The 20624-nt window shown below is 62.4% G+C and carries 17 protein-coding genes; 16 read left to right on the top strand and 1 reads right to left on the bottom strand.

The genetic code is table 11. The features are described 5' to 3' along the window. The first annotated feature begins 105 nt into the window (after nucleotides 1-105). The 16 genes from pyrH to tilS all read left to right on the top strand — a co-directional run bounded on the left by pyrH (nucleotide 106) and on the right by tilS (nucleotide 18822). Nucleotides 106-873: a UMP kinase gene (gene pyrH / locus KVY02_RS15330; protein ID WP_016915047.1), complete on the top strand. Its 768-nt coding sequence runs from the start codon at nucleotides 106-108 to the stop codon at nucleotides 871-873. A 4-nt stretch (nucleotides 874-877) separates the two neighbouring features. Then, a complete protein-coding gene (gene frr / locus KVY02_RS15325; protein ID WP_016915046.1) occupies nucleotides 878-1435 on the top strand; it encodes a ribosome recycling factor in 558 nt (185 codons plus the stop codon). Between the two features lie 105 nt (nucleotides 1436-1540). Continuing rightward, nucleotides 1541-2326 carry a polyprenyl diphosphate synthase gene (gene uppS / locus KVY02_RS15320; RefSeq protein ID WP_218313864.1) on the top strand — a complete coding sequence of 262 codons (786 nt, stop codon included), beginning with the start codon at nucleotides 1541-1543 and terminating at the stop codon, nucleotides 2324-2326. Further along, nucleotides 2319-3140: a phosphatidate cytidylyltransferase gene (locus KVY02_RS15315; protein WP_100731444.1), complete on the top strand. Its 822-nt coding sequence runs from the start codon at nucleotides 2319-2321 to the stop codon at nucleotides 3138-3140. The genes uppS and KVY02_RS15315 overlap by 8 nt, the downstream gene beginning before the upstream one ends. Then, complete coding sequence (gene ispC / locus KVY02_RS15310; protein WP_016915043.1) at nucleotides 3137-4348, top strand: 1-deoxy-D-xylulose-5-phosphate reductoisomerase; 1212 nt, start codon at nucleotides 3137-3139, stop codon at nucleotides 4346-4348. Before KVY02_RS15315 ends, ispC begins: the two co-directional genes overlap by 4 nt. Nucleotides 4349-4374: 26 nt before the next feature. Further along, nucleotides 4375-5733, top strand: coding sequence for an RIP metalloprotease RseP (rseP, locus tag KVY02_RS15305; protein WP_016915042.1), 1359 nt, complete (start codon nucleotides 4375-4377; stop codon nucleotides 5731-5733). Between the two features lie 98 nt (nucleotides 5734-5831). After that, nucleotides 5832-8183, top strand: coding sequence for an outer membrane protein assembly factor BamA (gene bamA / locus KVY02_RS15300; protein ID WP_371317386.1), 2352 nt, complete (start codon nucleotides 5832-5834; stop codon nucleotides 8181-8183). Between the two features lie 19 nt (nucleotides 8184-8202). Further along, nucleotides 8203-8703 carry an OmpH family outer membrane protein gene (locus KVY02_RS15295; protein ID WP_039175240.1) on the top strand — a complete coding sequence of 167 codons (501 nt, stop codon included), beginning with the start codon at nucleotides 8203-8205 and terminating at the stop codon, nucleotides 8701-8703. Between the two features lie 55 nt (nucleotides 8704-8758). Beyond that, nucleotides 8759-9790 carry a UDP-3-O-(3-hydroxymyristoyl)glucosamine N-acyltransferase gene (gene lpxD / locus KVY02_RS15290; protein ID WP_081195718.1) on the top strand — a complete coding sequence of 344 codons (1032 nt, stop codon included), beginning with the start codon at nucleotides 8759-8761 and terminating at the stop codon, nucleotides 9788-9790. A gap of 142 nt (nucleotides 9791-9932) precedes the next feature. Further along, complete coding sequence (fabZ, locus tag KVY02_RS15285; RefSeq protein ID WP_026001844.1) at nucleotides 9933-10376, top strand: 3-hydroxyacyl-ACP dehydratase FabZ; 444 nt, start codon at nucleotides 9933-9935, stop codon at nucleotides 10374-10376. After that, nucleotides 10373-11140 carry an acyl-ACP--UDP-N-acetylglucosamine O-acyltransferase gene (gene lpxA / locus KVY02_RS15280; protein WP_100731446.1) on the top strand — a complete coding sequence of 256 codons (768 nt, stop codon included), beginning with the start codon at nucleotides 10373-10375 and terminating at the stop codon, nucleotides 11138-11140. Before fabZ ends, lpxA begins: the two co-directional genes overlap by 4 nt. Nucleotides 11141-11167: 27 nt before the next feature. Further along, a complete protein-coding gene (lpxB, locus tag KVY02_RS15275; RefSeq protein ID WP_100731447.1) occupies nucleotides 11168-12343 on the top strand; it encodes a lipid-A-disaccharide synthase in 1176 nt (391 codons plus the stop codon). Further along, nucleotides 12333-12950 (top strand): ribonuclease HII, encoded by a 618-nt coding sequence (rnhB, locus tag KVY02_RS15270; RefSeq protein WP_218313863.1) that lies wholly within the window; start codon nucleotides 12333-12335, stop codon nucleotides 12948-12950. Before lpxB ends, rnhB begins: the two co-directional genes overlap by 11 nt. A 40-nt stretch (nucleotides 12951-12990) precedes the next feature. Next, nucleotides 12991-16494, top strand: coding sequence for a DNA polymerase III subunit alpha (dnaE, locus tag KVY02_RS15265; protein ID WP_218313862.1), 3504 nt, complete (start codon nucleotides 12991-12993; stop codon nucleotides 16492-16494). 95 nt (nucleotides 16495-16589) lie between these two features. Continuing rightward, a complete protein-coding gene (gene accA, locus KVY02_RS15260; protein WP_016915033.1) occupies nucleotides 16590-17546 on the top strand; it encodes an acetyl-CoA carboxylase carboxyl transferase subunit alpha in 957 nt (318 codons plus the stop codon). Continuing rightward, complete coding sequence (gene tilS, locus KVY02_RS15255; protein WP_218313861.1) at nucleotides 17527-18822, top strand: tRNA lysidine(34) synthetase TilS; 1296 nt, start codon at nucleotides 17527-17529, stop codon at nucleotides 18820-18822. The genes accA and tilS overlap by 20 nt, the downstream gene beginning before the upstream one ends. On the opposite strand, the gene ppx is transcribed toward tilS, so the two are convergent. Next, nucleotides 18819-20363 (bottom strand): exopolyphosphatase, encoded by a 1545-nt coding sequence (ppx, locus tag KVY02_RS15250; RefSeq protein WP_218313860.1) that lies wholly within the window; start codon nucleotides 20361-20363, stop codon nucleotides 18819-18821. The two genes, tilS and ppx, sit on opposite strands and share 4 nt — an antisense overlap. Nucleotides 20364-20624: the final 261 nt, after the last annotated feature.

Below are 20624 nucleotides of genomic sequence, written 5' to 3'. Positions count from 1 at the left end.
AGATGATGGCGTGCGCGCGAGCGCACGCCTTCGTGTATCCGGCCCCTGTGAAATACAGGTGCTGTCTCGCCCACCTGTGTCCAGGTCTGCCTCAGGAGAGATGCCATGTCACGTGAGATTCAAGAGTCTGCCCCCGCTGCCACGAAAATCGACAAGTCGAAGTCGAAATACAAGCGTATTTTGCTGAAGCTGTCGGGCGAAGCGCTGATGGGAGAGCATGATTTTGGTATCGACCCCAAAGTACTGGACCGAATGGCACTGGAGATCGGCCAGCTGGTCGGGATCGGTGTGCAGGTAGGTATCGTGATTGGAGGGGGTAACTTGTTCCGTGGCGCTGCGTTGAACGAAGCGGGCATGGACCGAGTGACGGGTGACCACATGGGAATGCTGGCCACCGTGATGAATGCGCTAGCCATGCGCGATGCGCTGGAGCGTTCCAATATTCGTTCACGGGTGATGTCGGCGATTCCCATGAGCGGCGTGGTGGAACATTATGACCGCCGTACTGCCATTCGCTATCTGACCTCCGGCGACGTGGTGCTGTTCTCTGCAGGCACCGGTAACCCTTTCTTCACCACGGACTCGGCCGCCTGCTTGCGCGGTATCGAAGTGGACGTGGACGTCGTCATCAAAGCCACCAAGGTGGACGGCGTGTACAATAAGGACCCGGTGAAGTACCCCGACGCCGTAAAATACGACCAGCTCTCCTACGACGATGCTCTGGAGCAGAAGCTGGGCGTCATGGATTTGACCGCTATCTGCCTGGTACGTGACCATGATATGCCGGTGCGGGTATTCGATATGAACAAGCCTGGTGCCCTGCTGAATCTGGTAGTAGGGGGCAAGGAAGGCACGCTGATAGACAGAGGGTAACAACGTGATCAACGACATCAAGAAAGATGCAGAATCTCGCATGAAGAAGAGCGTCGAGGCGCTGCACGTCAACTTTAACAAGATTCGCACCGGGCGTGCGCATCCCAGCATTCTGGATGCCGTGACCGTCGAGTACTACGGTGGCCAGGTGCCGCTGAATCAGGTGGCTTCGGTCAGCGTCGAAGACGCGCGCACCCTGGCCGTTGCCCCCTGGGAGCAGGGCATGGTGCCGAAGATCGAAAAGGCGATCATGACCTCTGATTTGGGCCTCAACCCCTCCAGTGCCGGTAACGTGATTCGCGTGCCCATGCCGATGCTCACCGAAGAAACGCGCAAAGGCTACATCAAGCAGGCGCGTGGCGAGGCCGAAACCGCCCGCGTGGCGGTGCGTAACGTGCGTCGTGACGCCAACGGTGACTTCAAGTCGCTGCTGAAAGAGAAAGCGATCACCGAAGATGATCAGCGCCAGGGCGAAGACGAGATCCAGAAGCTGACCGACAAGTACATCGCCGAGATCGACAAGGCGTTGGCAGCAAAAGAGCAGGATCTCATGCAGGTATAACGATGTCGTCGACATCGCAGACTGCGTTCACTTCACCACGGGCAGCCTGGCTGCCCGTGGGCCATCGCTTGGCTTTAATATGATTGATCTTTGGTGCGAGACCCCATGACCTCCCCCCAGCTTCCCTCACTGCAGCCGGGCGGCACGGAGCCTTCTCGATCCGAGGGGGGGCTGCCGTCCCATGTTGCGATCATCATGGATGGTAACAATCGCTGGGCTCGGGCGCGTGGGCTGTCAGGTGCGCGAGGCCACCGAGCAGGCGTCGAGGCCGTGCGTGCGGTCATCGAGCGCGCCGCCGAGCGGGGCGTCGACACCCTCAGCCTGTTTGCGTTTTCCAGTGAGAACTGGAAGCGCCCTGCGGCCGAGGTCAACGCGCTGATGGAGCTTTTCCTGATGGCCTTGAAGCGTGAGGTCAAGAAGCTTCACGAGCGCAATATACGGCTCTCCATCATTGGTGAGCAGCGTGGTTTTTCCCACGCCATTCAGAAACACATTCAGCGTGCTCAGGCGCTGACCGCCGACAATACGGGCATGCACCTGGTGATCGCCGCCAACTACGGTGGCCAGTGGGACATCGCCCGGGCTGCACGGCAGTTGGCCGAACAGGTGGTCGCAGGCGAGCTGAGTCCCGAGGCCATTGACGAGGCGCGGATGGACGCCGCCATGGGAGTGGCGCAGGTGCCGCCGGTGGATCTGTGCATCCGTACCAGTGGCGAGCAGCGCTTGTCCAATTTCATGCTGTGGCAACTGGCCTACGCAGAGCTGCATTTCTCTCCCTTGCTGTGGCCCGATTTCAACGGCGCGGCTTTCGACGAGGCGGTGGACGATTTCTGTATGAGACGCCGTCGCTTTGGCATGACCGACGAACAAATAGAGGCGCAAGGTGCTTAAACAGCGAATCATCACCGCTGCCTGGCTGGCACCCCTGGTGCTGGCCGGGTTGTTTGGATTACAGGGCGGCGCGTTTGCGCTGTTTACCGCCGTTGTGGTGCTTCTGGGTGCCTGGGAGTGGACCAACCTCGCAGGCGTGACGCAACCAAGCCAGCGGCTTGGTGGCGTCGTCGGGATGGCGGTGCTCATGGCGCTGCTGTGGTTTAGCGGGGCGGCCTATTCGGTGTGGCCGCTATGGCTGGCTGCTGCCGGTTGGCTGCTGAACCTGTACTGGGTGACTCAATACCCGGCGGCGGGCCAGCAGTGGCAGAGCACCACTCGGCGGCTGTTGATGGGCGTCTGGGTGCTGCTGCCTTGCTGGGTGGGGTTCAACGTCCTGCGTGATAGCGGCGCCGTGTGGCTGCTGTTCGTGCTGCTGCTGGTGTGGAGTGCCGACATCGGGGCGTACTTTGCCGGTCGCCGCTGGGGCAAGCGAAAGCTGGCCCCGCGGGTCAGCCCCGGCAAGTCCTGGGAAGGCGTGCTGGGCGGTCTTGCGGCCACGTGCCTGCTAGCGCTGCTGTTCGCGCTGTGGCAGCCCCTGGGGGTTGCTGGAGGCATCGCACTGCTGTTGATCACGGCTGTCGTCACGCTGATCTCGGTGCTGGGCGACCTGCTGGAAAGCATGCTCAAGCGTTACCGTGATATCAAGGACTCCAGCCAGCTGCTGCCCGGCCATGGGGGCGTGCTGGACCGTATCGATAGTCTGACGGCCGCCATTCCGATTTTTGCCTTGTGCTATCTGCTGGTGCTGCAGGCTCAGGTGAGCGCGCTATGAGCACCGCACCCGTTCAGCAAGTGACGGTGCTCGGGGCCACGGGCTCGATTGGCACCAGCACCCTGGATGTGATCGCCCGTCACCCTGACCGCTACCGTGTTTATGCATTGACGGCTCATACCTCAAAAGAAGCCTTGCTGGCGCAGTGTCAGGTACACCGCCCTCGGTTTGCGGTGCTGGATGACGCGAACGATGCCCAGTGGCTACAGCAGGCGCTTGGAAAATCGGGTATCGATACCCGAGTGCTCTCCGGCCCTGAGTCGCTATGCGACGTGGCTAGCGCAGCAGAGGTCGATACCGTCATGGCCGCCATCGTCGGGGCCGCTGGCCTTCTACCAGCGCTGGCGGCGGCAGAGGCAGGCAAGCGCGTGCTGTTGGCCAATAAAGAGGCGCTGGTCATGAGCGGCGCGCTGTTCATGGAGGCAGTCGAGCGCTCTGGTGCCATCCTGCTGCCGATCGATTCTGAACATAATGCCATCTACCAGTGTCTACCCAGCGAGCATCGTGGGGGGCTGGCCAGACATGGCGTGCGTCAACTGCTGTTGACCGCGTCGGGCGGTCCGTTCCGTGGCTGGGCGGCGGCCGACATCGCCAGGGTCACCCCCGAGCAGGCCTGTGCTCACCCCAACTGGTCCATGGGGCGCAAGATCTCCGTGGATAGCGCCACGCTAATGAACAAAGGCCTGGAGCTGATCGAGGCCTGCTGGCTGTTCGATGCCACGCCCGAGCAGGTGCAGGTGGTCGTGCACCCCCAAAGCGTCATTCATTCGATGGCAGCCTACGACGATGGCTCGGTCATTGCGCAGCTGGGCAACCCTGATATGCGTACCCCGATTGCCTACGGCCTGGCTTGGCCGGAGCGCATCGATGCTGGGGTCGAAGCGCTGGACCTGTTTCAGGTAGCGCGACTGGAGTTCGAGGCGCCGGACGAGGCGCTGTTTCCCTGCCTGAGATTGGCGCGGGAGGCGATCCAGAAGGGGGGCGCGGCGCCGGCCATTCTCAATGCGGCCAATGAAGTCGCGGTGGACGCCTTCCTGTCGGAAACCATCGGCTTTAGCGAGATTGCTGAGGTGGTGGCGGCGGTCATGGCACAGCCTTATCAAGGCGCTGCCGCGACCCTTGAGCAAGTATTGAATGCGGATCGCTGGGCGCGTGAGCAGGCAGACGTCATCGTACGCCAGCGCAGGGCTGAGCCCTCTCCGCTCTAACGGCGAGTCATGTAAAGGAGCACGGCGTGGGCCTGATACAGAATATTCTAGCGGTTATCGTGGTGTTGGGCCTGCTGGTCACGTTTCACGAGTTTGGCCACTTTTGGGTGGCGCGCCGGTGCGGTGTGAAGGTGCTGAGGTTCTCGGTCGGTTTCGGCAAGCCGCTGTGGTCGACGGTGGACCGCCACGGGACCGAATTTGCGGTGGCCGCCATTCCTTTGGGTGGCTACGTGAAAATGCTCGACGAGCGCGAGGCGCCAGTCCCCGAAGAGCAGCTGGACCAGGCGTTCAATCGCAAGACTGTCTGGCAGCGTATCGCCATCGTGGCGGCGGGCCCCATCGCCAACTTCCTGCTGGCCATCGTGGCCTATTGGGCACTGTTCGTGGCCGGTACCACTACGGTGGCGCCGATTGTCGGGCCGGTCACGCCCAACTCCCCGGCGGCCGAAGCGGGCTTGCCCCAGGGCAGTGAAATCACCGCCATCCAGGGCGACGCCATGCGCTCCTGGGAAGAGATCAATTTGAAGCTGGTATCGATGATCGGCTTCAACGGTGAGCTGGCCATCGAAGCGCGCCCGGAAGGCAGCAGTGCTTCGCGGGTATATCAGCTGCCGATCAGCCGCTACATGGTCCGCCAGGACCCGCCGCAGCCGCTGGAAACGCTGGGCTTCGTGCCTTGGCGCCCCGACGTTCCTGCCGTGCTGGGCCAGGTGTTGGAAGGCCAGGCAGCGGCCGAGGCTGGCCTTCAGGCAGGCGACCGGATTACCACGCTGAACGGTGAGCCGGTTCGCGACTGGATGCAGTTCGTTGAAGTCATTCGTGACAGTGCAGGCCAGACCCTCAGCGTGGGTTACCAGCGCAACGGCGAAGCCGGTACGCTGACCATGACGCCGGGGCGCAATACGCTGGAGAGTGGCGTCGAGGTTGGGTACATTGGAGCAGGTGCCGAGCCGGTCAACTGGCCTGACGAACTGCTGCGCGATATTCGCTATGGGCCCATCGAGGCGCTGGGCCAGGCGCTGTCACGCACCGGTGATATGGTGCTGCTCACCGTCGATGCCATTCGCAAAATGCTGGTGGGGCTGATTTCGCCCTCCAACCTGTCGGGGCCCATTACCATCGCGCAAATCTCTGGGGATTCAGCGCGTGCAGGTACCGAAGCTTTCGTTAGCTTTCTGGCCTATCTGTCGATCAGCCTGGGTGTGCTAAATTTGCTGCCTATCCCCGTGCTCGACGGTGGTCATTTGCTTTACTATTTCGTCGAGGTGCTGCGCGGGCGACCAGTATCTGAGCAGACACAGGCAATAGGCCTCCGCATTGGGCTGGCCATGGTAGGCACCCTGATGCTGATGGCGCTCTATTTCGACTTGATGCGCCTGTGGTAATAACGCGTGTAGCGCGCGGATGGCTTGTCATCTGCCTGCACAAATGTATATGGTGCCTGTCTTAACGACAGGCAGACCAACGCGAGCGAACTGACTGCATGAAAATCAAGACCCTTGGAATGGCGGCACTCTTGCTGGCAGGCGCCAGCGGCGCCCAGGCACAATCCTTTGATGTTTCGGACATTCGTGTGGAAGGACTACAGCGGGTATCCGCCGCCTCGGTCTTTAATGCGTTTCCTGTCAGTGCCAACGACCGCGTCAGTGAGCAGCAGCTGGCCGCTGCCGCACGTGACCTGTTTGCCACTGGCCTGTTCGAAGACGTCTCGCTGGCCCGGGAAGGCGATGTTCTGGTCATTCAGGTCGTCGAAAGGCCCACCATTGCGCGTCTGAACATTACCGGCAATCGGCAGATTTCCGATGACGACCTGCGTAACGGTCTGCGTCAGTCTGGCCTGTCTGAAGGGCAAGTGCTGCAGCTCTCCACGCTCGACGATATCGAGCGTGAGCTGGAAGGGGTTTATCAGTCGCAGGGGCGCTACAGCGCCAGCATCAATGTCGGCGTGGATGAAATCGACGAAGGCCGGGTTCAGGTCAACATCGACATCAACGAAGGTGAAGTGGCCAGGATTCGCCAGATCAATATCGTGGGCAACCGTGATTTCGATGACGACACGCTGCGTGGTGTCTTCGAACTGAACGACCGTCCCGGACGTTTCTTTGGCTGGTTCTCGCGGGACGAGTACTCCCGGGAAGCGCTCTCTGGGGACATCGAGCGTCTGCGCTCTTTTTATCTGGATCGCGGCTATGTCAACTTCGACGTGACCTCCACGCAAGTTTCGATTGGGCCTGAAAAGTCCGAGATCTTCGTGACGTTGAACATCGACGAGGGCACCCAGTACCGGGTTGGTAACATTCGTTTCGCGGGCGACCTGCAAATCAGCGAAAGCGAAGCGCGCAACCTGCTGCAGATCAACAGTGGCGAGATTTTCTCTCGTGGCGACCTGAACGCATCCACGGAAGCGTTGCGTCAGCGCCTGGGGGCCGAAGGCTTCGCGTTTGCCGAAGTGCGCGGTATCCCTGAAATGGCCGACGACGGTGAGACCGTCGACCTGGTGATCGCGGTTGATCCGGGCCAGCGGACATACGTGCGTCGTATCGAATTCTTTGGCAACACCACGACTCAGGACGAGGTGTTGCGCCGTGAAATGATTCAGCTGGAGGGGGCGCCTGCCTCCACGGAGTCCATTACCCAGTCGCGTCAGCGCCTGGAGCGGCTTGGCTTCTTCAGCCAGGTGGAAGTCGACACTCAGCCCGTACCGGGGCAGCCCGACCTGCTGGATGTCACCTACAACGTGGAAGAGCAGCCTTCCGGCTCCATCTCGGCCAGTGTCGGTTTCTCGCAAAGTGCCGGGGTGATCTACGGCGTTGGCCTGGCCCAGAACAACTTCCTGGGCACCGGTAACCGAGTCAACGTCGGCGCGCAGCGCAGCGACACCTTCACGAGCGTGAACTTTGCCTTTACCGACCCCTACTGGACCCTGGACGGCATCTCCCGAGGTTATAACGTTTTCTATCGCGAGACGGACTACGCCGACTCCGATATCTCTACGTTCTCCACCGACGCCTACGGCGCGGGCATCAACTTCGGTTACCCTGTCAGTGAGCTGTCGCGGCTCAACTTCGGGGCGAGCATCGAAGATATCACCGTCAAGACCTACTTCGACACGGCCTCTGAAATTCGCCGTTACGTGGAAGACGAAGGCGACAATGCCCAGAGCCTGAAGCTGACCGCCAGCTGGACCCGTAACAACCTGAACCGCGGTATCATGCCGACGGCGGGCAACTATCAGCGTCTCTCGCTGGAAACCGGGGTGCCGGGCAGCGATGCGGAGTACTACAAGGTTCAGGCCCGCGCCCAACAGCTCTTCCCGATCAACGACGATCAGACCTGGGCATTCAAGTTCAGCGGTAACCTGGGCTATGCCGATACCCTGGCCAGCAACGATCCTTACCCCTTCTATGAGAACTTCTATGCAGGGGGCCTGGGCTCGGTGCGTGGTTTCACGTCCAACACCCTGGGGCAGCGCACTACGCCCGCCCGCGAGGGTGGCCGTGATCGTACCCTTGGGGGGAACGTGCTGGTGCAAGGCAGTGCCGAAGTCCTCTTCCCGATGCCGTTCGTCGAGAACCAGCGCTCGGTACAGCCTACGCTGTTCCTGGATGCGGGGAATACCTTCCTGAGCTCCTGCTACGACGTGCTGGAAGAGGATGCTGGCCGCCAGCAGTGCAGTTCTGGCGTTGATCTGGGCGATTTACGCTACAGTGTGGGTATTGGTCTCTCCTGGCTGACGCCCGTGGGTCCCTTGACCTTCAGCATTGCAGAGCCGTTAAACGATGAGAGTGGCGATGACACGCAGTTCTTCCAGTTCTCGCTTGGCCAAACGTTCTAACTCAAGGAGTGTCATGATAATGCGTAAACTGACCGCCGCTGTGTGCCTTTTCGGAGCCATGACGCTACCTGCCTACGCGGCTGAAGTGGCCGTGCTGGATTGGCGCGCAGCGCTGATGAACACCCAGTCGGCACAATCATCGCTGAGCCAGCTCGAAAGCCAGATTGGTGGCCAGCAGCGTGAAGCGCAGTCGCTGGGTAACGAGCTGCAACAGCTGCAAACTCGCCTGCAGCAGCAGGGCGAGACCATGTCGCAATCCGAGCGCGATGCGCTGATTGCCGAGCTACAGCAGAAGGGCAGCCGTTTCGAACAGCTTCGTCGTGAAGTGATGCAGGCGCAGCAAACCTCCGAACAGCAGTTCCTGGAAAGCGCCGAGTCCAAGCTCGAGCGGGCCGTGGAGCAGGTGCTGGAGCGTCATAACATCGACGTGTTGGTAGAGCCTCAGGGAGTGCTGCACTCCTCGACGGACCTTCCCAATGTGACCAATGAGGTCACGCAGATTTTTGATTCGCTGAACTAATTCATGACCGTGGGTGCGGCGCTCGTTGGCCGCACCGCTGCTTTCCTGGGCTCCCATGATGCACGCTTCTCAACACCTCACCCTGGCCGATATCGCTCGTCATCTGGACGTTGCTTTTGAGGGCGACGCCGACCAGCCAATCCGTGGCCTGGCCACCCTCAAGGAAGCCGCGCCCGATCAGGTAGCATTTCTTGCCAATCGCGCGTATCTCAAGGATCTGGCTACGACGCGTGCCGCCGCCGTTCTGCTGCACCCGGAGCACGGCAAGAATTGCCCGGTGCCACGGCTGGAAATGAGCAACCCCTACCTTGGCTACGCCAAGCTGTCGCAGCTGTTTGACCCTTTGGCGGCCCGCGATGTGCCGGGCATTCATCCCCGCGCCGTGGTGGCGGAAGGCGTCACACTGGGTGAGGGCGTCTCGATTCAGGCCAATGCGGTGATCGAATCGGGGGCTGTGCTGGGGGATCGGGTGATCGTTGGGGCAGGCAGCGTGGTGGGGGCCGACAGCCGTCTGGGTGACGATACTCGGCTGCACGCCAACGTGACGGTGTGTCATGGCGTCATCATCGGTAAGCGGGTCATTCTGCAAAGCGGCTGTGTAATCGGTGGCGATGGCTTCGGGTTTGCCCACGATGGCGCAGGCTGGCACAAGATCGCCCAGTTGGGCGGCGTCATCCTTGGCGATGATGTCGAGGTCGGCAGCTGTTCGAGTATCGACCGCGGCGCATTGGGCGATACGGTCATTGGTAATGACGTCAAGATCGACAGCCAGGTGCAGATTGCCCATAACGTCACGATTGGCGACCACAGCGCCCTGGCGGGCTGTGTGGGCATTGCGGGTTCTACCAAAGTGGGCAAGCACTGTATGCTGGGCGGCGGCGTTGGCTTGTCGGGCCACTTGACCTTGTGCGATGGGGTCCAGGTGACGGGTATGAGTCTGGTGACCAATTCGATTCATGAGCCAGGTGTCTACTCCTCCGGCACGGGCGCCATGAGCAACACTCAATGGCGCAAGAACGCGGTGCGCTTCAAGCAGCTGGATGATATTGCCAAACGATTGGCGCGATTGGAAAAAAGCCAGCGTTGATCGTGAAGTAAACAAGGATTTTGAGGATGTGTGGCTTGAGGCTCGATAGCAGCGCGTTATAATCCTCTGCCTTTTGGCCAGCAGGAGTGCTGGTGCCTGCCTGACGCTGTTCAGGCGCTATGTCTATTTAGAGGTCGTTACGATGGTTATGGATATCAACGAAATTCGCGAGTACTTGCCCCACCGCTATCCCTTCCTGCTGGTGGATCGAGTCACGGAACTGACCGTGGGCGAAGCCATCGTGGCGTACAAGAACGTAAGCATCAATGAGCCATTCTTCAATGGTCATTTTCCGCATCACCCCATCATGCCCGGCGTGCTGGTCGTCGAAGCACTGGCGCAAGTGTGTGGCATTCTGGGCTTCAAGACGGTCAACAAGCTTCCGGCAGATGGCTATGTCTACTATCTGGTCGGCAGCGATAACGTACGTTTCAAGCGCCCGGTCATGCCGGGTGACAAGCTGACGCTGGAAGCCAACGTCATACGTGGCAAGCGCGGCATCTGGAAATTTGCCTGCCGTGCCACGGTGGACGGCGAGCTGGCGTGTGAAGCAGAAATCATTTGTGCCGAGAGGAAGGTGGCTTGATACATCCTACTGCACTGGTCGACCCCACGGCACGACTGGCCGATGACGTTGAGGTCGGCCCTTTTAGTGTGATCGGGCCCTATGTCACCATCGGTGCCGGTTCCGTCATTGGCCCCCATGTGGTGATCAAGGGGCCCACCGTGCTGGGTGAGCGCACGCGTATTTTCCAGTTTGCCTCGGTGGGGGAAGATTGCCAGGACAAGAAGTACGCCGGCGAGCCGACGCGGCTGGTCATGGGCGACGATAACGTGATCCGTGAAGGGGTGACGCTGCACCGTGGTACGGTGCAGGATCGCAGCGAAACCACCATCGGGTCGCGTAACCTGTTCATGGCATACGTGCACGTTGGCCATGACTGCGTCATCGGCAACGACTGTATCCTGGCCAACCAGGTCACCCTGGCAGGGCACGTGACGCTGGGCAACCATGCCATTCTGGGCGGGCTCTCGGCGGTGCATCAGTTCTGCCACTTTGGGGACCATGCCATGGCGGGTGGTGGCTCGATCATCACCAAGGATACCCCGGCGTTCGTCATGATCAACGGCAACCCTGCCGAAGCGCGTGGCCTGAACCTGGTCGGCCTCAAGCGCCGAGGCTTCAGCCGCGAGGCGATAGCCGCCCTGACCACTGCCTACAAACTGGTCTACCGTCAGGGGCTCACCGTCGAGCAGGCCATCAGCGATATGCGCAGCCGCTTCGATCTGCCGGAAGTCGTGCAGTTTGCCGACTCCATCGAGCGCTCCACGCGCGGTATCGTGCGCTAATACACCTCAACTGGCTGTCTTGTCTCCATGACACTGCAACGCGTATACCTTGTGGCAGGCGAACTCTCTGGCGATATTCTGGGCGCGGGGCTCATGCGTGAGCTGCGTGCCCGCTATCCTGACGTGGAGTTTCGCGGGATGGGCGGGCCCCGCATGGAAGCGCAGGGCCTGCAAAGCCGCTTTCCACTGGAAACGCTGTCGGTAATGGGGCTGGTCGAGGTGCTCAAGCACCTTCCCGAGCTGATCCGCGTACGCCGTACCCTGCGGGAAGACGCGCTGGCCTGGCAGCCGGACATCATGATTGGCATCGATGCGCCCGATTTCAACACGGGGCTGGAGAAACAGCTGCGTGAAGCGGGCGTGACCACGGCCCATTACGTCAGCCCTTCGGTATGGGCCTGGCGCCAGGGGCGGGTCAAGAAAATCGCCAAGGCGGTGGATGGCATGCTGACGCTGCTGCCCTTCGAGGCCGACTTCTACCGTCAGCATCGCGTGCCGGTGGCGTTCGTGGGCCACCCCCTGGCGGACGAGCTGCCCCTGGTCAACGACCGTCAGGCGGCCCGTGAAGCGTTGGGGTTAAAGCTCGACGGGCCGGTATTGGCGCTGCTGCCGGGCTCCCGTGGCAATGAAGTCCGCTTCATGGGGGCGACCTTCCTGGCGGCGGTCACGCTGCTCTGCCAGCGCCACCCTGATCTGCAGGTCGTGATCCCTGCGGCGACTGCCCAGCGGCATCGGGAGCTTACCGAGCTGCTGTCCGGCTACCCTGCGCTGCACCCATCGGTAACGCTGCTGAACGGCCAGGCAAGAGAAGCCATGGTGGCCAGCGACGCCGTACTGCTCACCTCTGGTACGGCCGCTCTGGAAGCGATGCTGTGCCACCGGGCCATGGTGGTGGCCTACAAGATGGCGCCCGCAACCCACTGGCTGGCCCAGCGGCTGGTCAAGACGGCCTGGATCTCCCTGCCCAACTTGATTGCCCAGGAGAGTGTGGTTCCCGAGCTTATTCAGCACGCCGCCTCGCCGGAGGCCATTGCCCAGCAGGTGGGCGAGCTGCTGGAGGAAGCTTCCACCCGTCAGGCGCTGGAAGAGCGCTTTGCGGCGATGCACGCCGCGCTACAGCGCAATGCCAGCCAGCGTGCTGCCCAGGCCGTGGCGGCGCTGGCGGCGGGTCAGCCCTTGGAGGCGGCAACGGATGGCCAATGATTCCCGTGATCACCCTCCGCTGGTAGTGGCCTATACCGGCCCCTACCTGGCCGGTGTGGATGAAGTAGGGCGTGGCCCGCTGATCGGCAGCGTGGTGGCGGCAGCGGTGATACTCGACCCCCAGGCGCCCATCGAAGGCTTGACCGATTCGAAAAAGCTGACGGCCCGCAAGCGGGAGCAGCTGGACGTGCAGATACGGGAGCGGGCATTGGCCTTTGCGTTGGCCGAGGCCAGCGCCGCCGAAATCGACACGCTCAACATCTATCATGCCACGCACCTGGCCATGCGCCGTGCCATCGATGCCCTGGTGCCCGCCGCCGAATATCTGCTGGTGGATGGCAACCGGCTGCCTGGGCACGCCTTGCCGGGTCAGGCCGTCGTCAAAGGCGATGCGCGCCACCCTGCCATTGCCGCTGCCTCGATTCTGGCCAAGGTGGCCAGGGACGCCCAGATGGCCGAGCTGGATTTGCGCTATCCTGAGTATGGTTTTGCGCGCCACAAGGGCTATCCGACCAAAGAGCACCTGGCGGCTCTGGTGGCCCATGGCCCGCTGGCCGAACACCGCAAAAGCTTTGCGCCGGTACAGCGTCAGCTAGCGCTGCTGTAGCGCGGTCTTTTTTTCATTTGCGCTTTATGCTGAGAGTCTCATGACGGTTCCGTTCGTTCATCTTCGTTTGCACAGTGAATACTCCCTGGTCGATGGTCTGGTCAAGCTCAAGCCGCTGGTCAGTACCACCGCTGAACGGGGGATGCCCGCGCTGGCGCTGACGGACGAGACCAACCTGTTTGGCCTGGTGAAGTTCTACAAGGCAGCCCAAGGCGCGGGGCTCAAGCCCATCATCGGTAGCGACTTGTGGCTGGCCAATCCCCACGATGAAGCGCACCCGTATCGCATTACGCTGCTGGCCATGAATCAGGACGGCTATCGCAACCTCACCGAGCTGATCTCCAAGGGGTGGACCCACGGGCAGCGCCAAGGGCGGGCGATTCTCGACAAGCAGTGGGTACTGGCCCAGAGCGACGGACTGATTGCGCTGTCCGGCGGCCGCGATGGCGATATTGGCCGTCATTTGCTGTCGGAACACGCGCGTGAAGCGCGCCAACTGCTGGAGGAGTGGCAGCAGGCCTTTCCTGACCGTTTCTACCTGGAGCTGGTGCGCACCGGGCGGCCGCTGGAAGAAGCCTGCGTGCACGCCAGCGTCAAGCTGGCCATCGAGACCAACACGCCGGTGGTGGCCACCAACGACGTACGCTTTCTGGCCCGCGACGATTACTGGGCCCATGAAACCCGTGTCGCCATCGGGGAAGGCAAGGCGCTGGACGATCCGCGCCGCGAGCGCCGCTATACCGAAGAGCAGTACCTGAAAAGCCCGGAAGAGATGGCGGCCCTGTTTGCCGACATTCCGGAAGCGCTGGAAAACAGCGTGATGATTGCCGAGCGCTGCAGCGTGGATGTGCGCCTGGGCGAGATATTCCTGCCGGAATTCGGCATCCCCGAAGGCATGACCCAGGATGAGTTCTTCCGCAAGGTCTCCCATGACGGCCTGACCGAGCGGCTCGACTTTCTGTTTCCCGCCGAGGAGTACCCCCGCGACGGCGATGCTTTCCGTGAGATCGAGCAGCGCTACCGTGACCGCCTGGAGTTCGAGCTCAACGTCATCATCCAGATGGGTTTTCCGGGCTACTTCCTGATCGTCATGGACTTCATCCAGTGGGCCAAGGACAACGGCGTGCCCGTTGGCCCTGGGCGGGGTTCCGGCGCGGGCTCGCTGGTGGCCTACGCCCAGAAGATCACCGACCTGGACCCGATTGGCTACGACCTGCTGTTCGAGCGCTTCCTCAACCCCGAGCGTGTCTCGATGCCCGACTTCGACGTCGACTTCTGCATGGAGAAGCGCGACCGGGTCATCGACTATGTTGCCGACCGCTATGGCCGCAACGCGGTCTCCCAGATCGTCACCTTCGGAACCATGGCCGCCAAGGCCGTGGTGCGTGACGTGGCCCGTGCCCAGGGCAAGCCGTACTCGCTGGGGGACAAGCTCTCCAAGCTGATCCCGTTCGAAGTGGGCATGACGCTGGCCAAGGCCATCGAGCAGGAGCCCGCCCTCAAGGAGTTCATCGACAACGACGAAGAGGCGGAAGAGATCTGGGAAATGGCCCTGAAGCTGGAGGGCACCACCCGGGGCACCGGCAAGCACGCGGGGGGCGTGGTCATCGCACCCACCAAGCTGACCGATTTTTCGCCGCTGCTGTGCGACGAGGATGGCGCCGGGCTGGTGGTGCAGTTCGACAAGAACGACATCGAAGACGCCGGACTGGTGAAGTTCGACTTCCTGGGGCTGCGGACCCTCACCATCATCGACTGGGCGCTGGAGATGGTGGACAAGGTACGCGATGCCGCAGGCCAGGGCCCGCTCAATATCGATGCCATCCCGCTGGACGACGGCAAGACCTTCGAGATGCTCAAGCGGGCAGAGACCACGGCGGTGTTTCAGCTCGAATCCCGCGGCATGAAGGAGCTGATCAAGCGGCTGCTGCCCGACTCCCTGGACGACATGATCGCCCTGGTGGCCCTGTTCCGTCCGGGCCCGCTGCAGTCGGGCATGGTGGATGACTTCATCAACCGTAAGCATGGCCGGGCGGAAGTCTCTTATCCACACCCGGATTACCAGCATGAGCTGTTGAAACCGGTGCTGACGCCGACCTACGGCATCATCCTGTACCAGGAACAGGTCATGCAGATCGCCCAGGTGATGGCGGGCTACACCCTGGGTCAGGCGGACATGCTGCGCCGGGCCATGGGTAAGAAAAAGCCCGAAGAGATGGCCAAGCAGCGCTCCGGTTTCATGGAGGGCTGTGCCGCCAACGGCATCGACAAGGACCTCGCGGGCAACATCTTCGACCTGGTGGAGAAATTCGCCGGTTATGGCTTCAACAAGTCGCACTCGGCGGCCTACGCGCTGGTCTCCTACCAAACCGCATGGCTGAAGGCCCACTACCCAGGCCCGTTCATGGCGGCGGTCATGTCCACCGAGATGGACAACCTGGACAAGGTGGTGCCGCTGATCGAAGAGTGCCGCCATCTGAAGCTCACCGTGACACCCCCGGATGTCAACGTGGGTGGCTACAAGTTCACCGTGGATACCGAAGGCCGTGTGGTGTACGGCCTGGGGGCCATCCGGGGCGTGGGCGAAGGCCCGATTGGCGCCATCGTCGAGGCACGCAATGCCGATGGCCCCTTCAAGGACCTGTTCGATTTCTGCCGCCGTATCGACCCCAAGCGCATGAACAAGCGCACCCTGGAAGCGCTGATTCGCTCCGGGGCGCTGGACACCCTGGGCCCCAACCGTGCTGTGCTGGCTGCCGCCATGGAAGACGCCCTCAAGGCCGCCGCCCAGAACCATGCCAACCAGAACCTGGGCATGCTGGACATGTTCGGTGACGCGTTTGCTGCCGAAGAAGAGGCCGGGGATGTGTACGCCGAGTACCGCCATGCCCGGGAGTGGACCGACCGCGAGCGTCTCTCGGGTGAAAAAGACACCCTGGGGCTTTACCTTACCGGCCACCCCATCGATGAGTACGAGCGCGAGCTCAAGCGCTTCGTCTCTACGCGCATCAGCGACCTCAAGCCGTCCCGCGAGCCCCAGCGGGTGGCAGGGCTGGTGGTGGCCATGCGCACCATGAAGTCCAAGCGTGGCGACACCATGGCCTTCATCACGCTGGACGACCGCACCGGGCGTATCGAAGCGTCGCTGTTCGGTGAGCTGTTCGACCAGTTGCGCGGTCAGATCGAGTCGGATCAGGTCATCATCGTCGAGGGGGAAGTCTCCAGCGATGACTTCTCGGGCGGGCTGCGCCTGCGCGGCAAGGACGTCACTCCGATGGTCACCGCCCGGGTGCGCTATGGCCAGGCCGTGGAGCTGGCGCTGGATGCCGGGCAGATCAATGGCCGCCTGGTGGATAGCCTGCGTGACAGCCTCTCGCCTTACCGGGATAGTGAAGGCCTGCCGGTGAGGCTGCAGTACCGCCATCCCGAGGCCGTAGGGTGGCTGGAGCTGGCCGATGAGTGGAAAGTGGCCCCCAGCGACGACCTGCTATTGGCCCTGCGTGACGTTCAGGGCCAGGTGGGCGTCCAGCTGCGCTATCGCTGAGCCCTTGCGTGGCGGGGTCAGGGTGCGATAATGGCCCCAACCGAGATGCGTTTTGATAATGCCTTTTTATGACAGGCAGCTTACAGGCAGAGCCGATGAATCCAAATTATCTTGATTTTGAACAGCCCGTCGCCGAGCTCCAGGCAAAGATCGAAGAGCTGCGTCTGGTCAGCTCCGACAGCCAAGTGAACCTCTCTGACGAGATTGCCCGGCTGGAAGAGAAAAGCCGCAAGCTGACGGAGTCGATCTTCAAGGACTTGACCCCCTGGCAGGTTTCCCAGCTATCGCGGCACCCGCAGCGCCCCTATACGCTGGATTACCTGGAGTACATCTTTACCGACTTCGACGAGCTGCACGGTGATCGCAACTTCGCCGACGACGCGGCGCTGGTCGGTGGCGTTGCTCGTCTGAACGATGCGCCGGTCATGGTCATTGGCCATCAGAAGGGCCGCGACGTCAAAGAGAAAGTGCGCCGCAACTTCGGCATGCCGCGCCCGGAAGGCTACCGCAAGGCGTGCCGTTTGATGGAGATGGCCGAGCGCTTCAAGATGCCCATTCTCACCTTCATCGACACTCCCGGCGCCTACCCCGGCATCGATGCCGAAGAGCGTGGCCAGTCCGAAGCCATCGCCTATAACCTGGCCGTCATGTCGCGGTTGAAAACGCCGATCATCTCCACGGTGGTCGGGGAGGGTGGCTCCGGTGGTGCCCTGGCGATAGGCGTGTGTGACGAGCTGCACATGCTGCAGTACTCCACCTACTCGGTCATCTCTCCGGAAGGCTGCGCCTCCATTTTGTGGAAGAGTGCCGAGAAAGCCTCCGACGCGGCTCAGGCCATGGGCATCACGGCCGAGCGCCTCAAGGAGCTGGGGTTCGTGGACTCGTTGATCAAGGAGCCGCTGGGCGGCGCCCACCGTCATCCCGTGACCACCGCAGAGCGGGTCAAGGAAGCGCTGAGCGCAAGCCTCGAAAGGCTCCAGGCGCTGGACCATGAGGCGCTGCTGGAGCGCCGCTACGCACGCCTGATGAGTTATGGCGCCCCTGCCGCCTGACGCACTGCTTGCGCTGCTCGACGACGCCCTGGCGGAGACCCCGCCGGGGCGTTGCGTTTGGGTAGCGCTCTCGGGCGGGCTGGACTCCTCGCTGCTGCTGACTCTGGCCGCAAGGGCCTGCCAGCGGCGTGGACGCAGCCTGCGTGCGCTGCACGTTCACCATGGTTTGCAGCCTGCCGCCGCCGACTTCGAAGCCCACTGTGCAGCGCTTTGCCAGCGGCTCGGCGTCCCGCTTAGCGTGGCGCGGGTCAGCGTCGAACCGCAGGGGGAGGGTATCGAAGGCGCTGCCCGGCGTGCGCGCTATCAGGCTTTTCTCGAGCACCTCGCCCCCGGCGACACGCTGTGGCTGGGCCAGCATCAGGATGATCAGGCAGAGACCTGGCTGTTGGCAGCGCTGCGCGGAAGCGGTATTCGTGGGTTGGCTGGCATGCCTGGGCGCCGCGAGTGGCAGGGGCGTGTGCTGCTGCGCCCGTGGTTGAGCGTTCGGCGAGACCAATTGCGCGAGGCTGCTCGGCAGGAGGGGCTGGCGTGGTGCGAAGACCCCACCAATCAGGATATCTACTACAATCGCAACTACCTGCGCCACGCCGTGCTGCCCGTGCTCGGCCAGCGTTGGCCCGGGGCCGCTCAGGCGTTGGCCCGCAGTGCCGCCTGGGCGGGAGAGGCCGATGGGTTACTGGCCAGCTACGCCGCCGAGGAGCTGGCCGGTTTGGCGCTGTCGCCCGGCTGTATCGACGCCCATGCCCTGGCCGCGCTGCCGCTTCCTCGCCAACGGCTGCTGGTGCGGACGCTGTGCCAGCAATACGGGTTACCGACGCCGCCACAGGCGCGGTTGGTCAGCCTGCTGGACCAGTTGCGTGCTGCCGCTCAGGCGCGTGTGCACATCATATGGCCCGGGGCAGAAGCGCGGGTATGGCGGGGCGGGCTTTACGTGATGGCTCCGCAGGCACCGCTGGATGGCTGGCAGGCGGAGTGGGATGGCCGGGCAGGTCTGGCGACGCCGCTGGGCACGCTGGCGCTCGAGGTGAAAACGGGAGCACAAGATGCGGCTAGCGCCTCATTCGTGCTGCGTGGGCGTCAGGGCGGAGAAACGCTGGTGCTGCCAGGGCGTGGCCGACGTGACCTGAAACGCTGGCTGCAGGAGCAGTCGATCCCCCCCTGGGAGCGTCAGCGGCTGCTGCTGGTGATGGAAGGGGAGCGCTGCCTGGCCATATTGCAGCCGCCTGCCAGAGTGCTCTGGCAGGCGGCGGGGGTGGCGGTGCGGTGTGCTGACTAGCTGACGAGCGTCAGCACGAAACCCGCCCCCGCAATATGCCCCTGCTCCTGCTCCAGGTCGGTGCTCAGCAGGGTAGGCTCATCGCTCTGGGGGAGCGTGATCACCAAACCTTCGCCGCCGTCATCGACCACGATGGGTGGCAGCGCCAGAGGGCTTTCGGGCCGAGAGTGATTGAGCAGCACCGCCAGACGCAGCAGGCGAGCCAGCTTGCCCGCCGCGGGCTGTTGGGATGCGGGCAGTGCCTGCCACTCCTTGAGCGGAAACTTGCGTCGATGGGCGCGCACCAGAAAAGCCAGCAGGCGCTGTTCCGGGCGAGAAAACCCGGCCAGATCCGAATGCTCCAGTAAGTAAGCGCCGTGACGATGGAACTGGCTATGGGAAATGGCGAGCCCGATCTCGTGGACATGGCTGGCCCAGTTCAGAAAATGCCCCTGTTCGTTGCTCAATCCCCAGGGCGATTGGAGACGTTCGAACAGCCGCTTGGCGGTGTCGGCCACGTTCTCGGCTTGCCGGGTATCCACGTCGTAGGTGCGCTTGAGCAGCTCCAGGGTACGTGAGCGGGTGTCTTCGGCACTGTTGCGCCCGGCCATGTCGTACAGCACGCCTTCCCGCAGCGCGCCATCGGCAAAGCGCATCTGGTGCAGGTCGAAGGCTTCGAACACGGCATTGAGAATGGCGATGCCCGCCGGGAATACCCGGGCGCGGTCTGCTTTCAGGCCATCCAGCTCGACCTTGTCCAGGTGCTTGCACTTTACCAGCCGCTCTCTGAGCTTTTGCAGGCCGCTGCGGGTAATCACCCCTTCCTGGGGCGCATCGCCGTAGGCGAACAGAACGCTGGCGGCAGCCTTGATCGTGCCGCTGGAGCCCACCGGATCATCCCAGCCCAGGCGCAGGTAAGGCCGCTGGATATTGGCCAGTTCCGAGAGTGCCGCCAGTTCGGCACGGCGCATGCGTTTTTCGGTAATCTCGCCATCGGCAAAAAAGCGCTGGCTGAACGTTACGCAGCCCATGCGCAGGCTCTCCAGCGCCCTGGGCTCGAAGGCTTCACCAATGATGAACTCCGTGGAGCCCCCGCCAATGTCGACGATCAAACGGCGACCGTTCTCGGCCAAGGCGTGGGCGGCACCCAGATAGATCAGCCGGGCCTCTTCACGTCCCGCAATGATTTCAATGGCGTGGCCCAGCTGGGCTTCGGCGCGTTCGATGAAGTCCTGGCTGTTGTGGGCGTCACGAAGCGCGTTGGTGCCCACCACCCGCAGGTTGGCACCCTCTATGTCGGTCAGGAAGGGTGCAAAACGGCTCAGGCAATCCAGCGCGCGCTGCATGGCGGCTTCGCTAAGGTAGCCATTGCCATCCAGGCCAGCGGCAAGCTGCACCTTCTCGCCCTGTCGGGCAACGACTTGTAGCCTTTCATTCTGGTAGTTGGCGACCAGTAAATGAAAGCTGTTGGAGCCCAGGTCAATGGCGGCCAGGCGCTGGGGAGCAGCGCTGTCGACTTCGCTATTGGGCGCATCGGTGGGGAGCGAAATGTCCATGGGCATGAGCTATCCTTCAAGTTGGCTATGCCAAGGTTGCGGCGCCCTCTGACTATTGTCAATTGCCAAAGGCTTGCGTTTGTCGCGGGGCTTGACTACCATCGGGTAACTGGCCTGATCCGAGTTGGCTTGTACGTCCAGACAAGCGTGTTGACTCGGCACCCCGAGCAATACGTATTCCGATGGCATCAGCCAGATGTCCAAGTCGTCAGATAACCTACCCTCACGCCCAGCGGTCACCAATTGCGGCTAATGGCTACATCATGG

Origin of the sequence: Halomonas sp. 18071143, assembly GCF_019211725.1 — a bacterium.
Taxonomy (GTDB): Bacteria; Pseudomonadota; Gammaproteobacteria; order Pseudomonadales; family Halomonadaceae; genus Vreelandella; species Vreelandella stevensii.
Note: the sequence above shows the minus strand (reverse complement) of the source record. Positions and strands in the feature narration are given on the sequence as shown.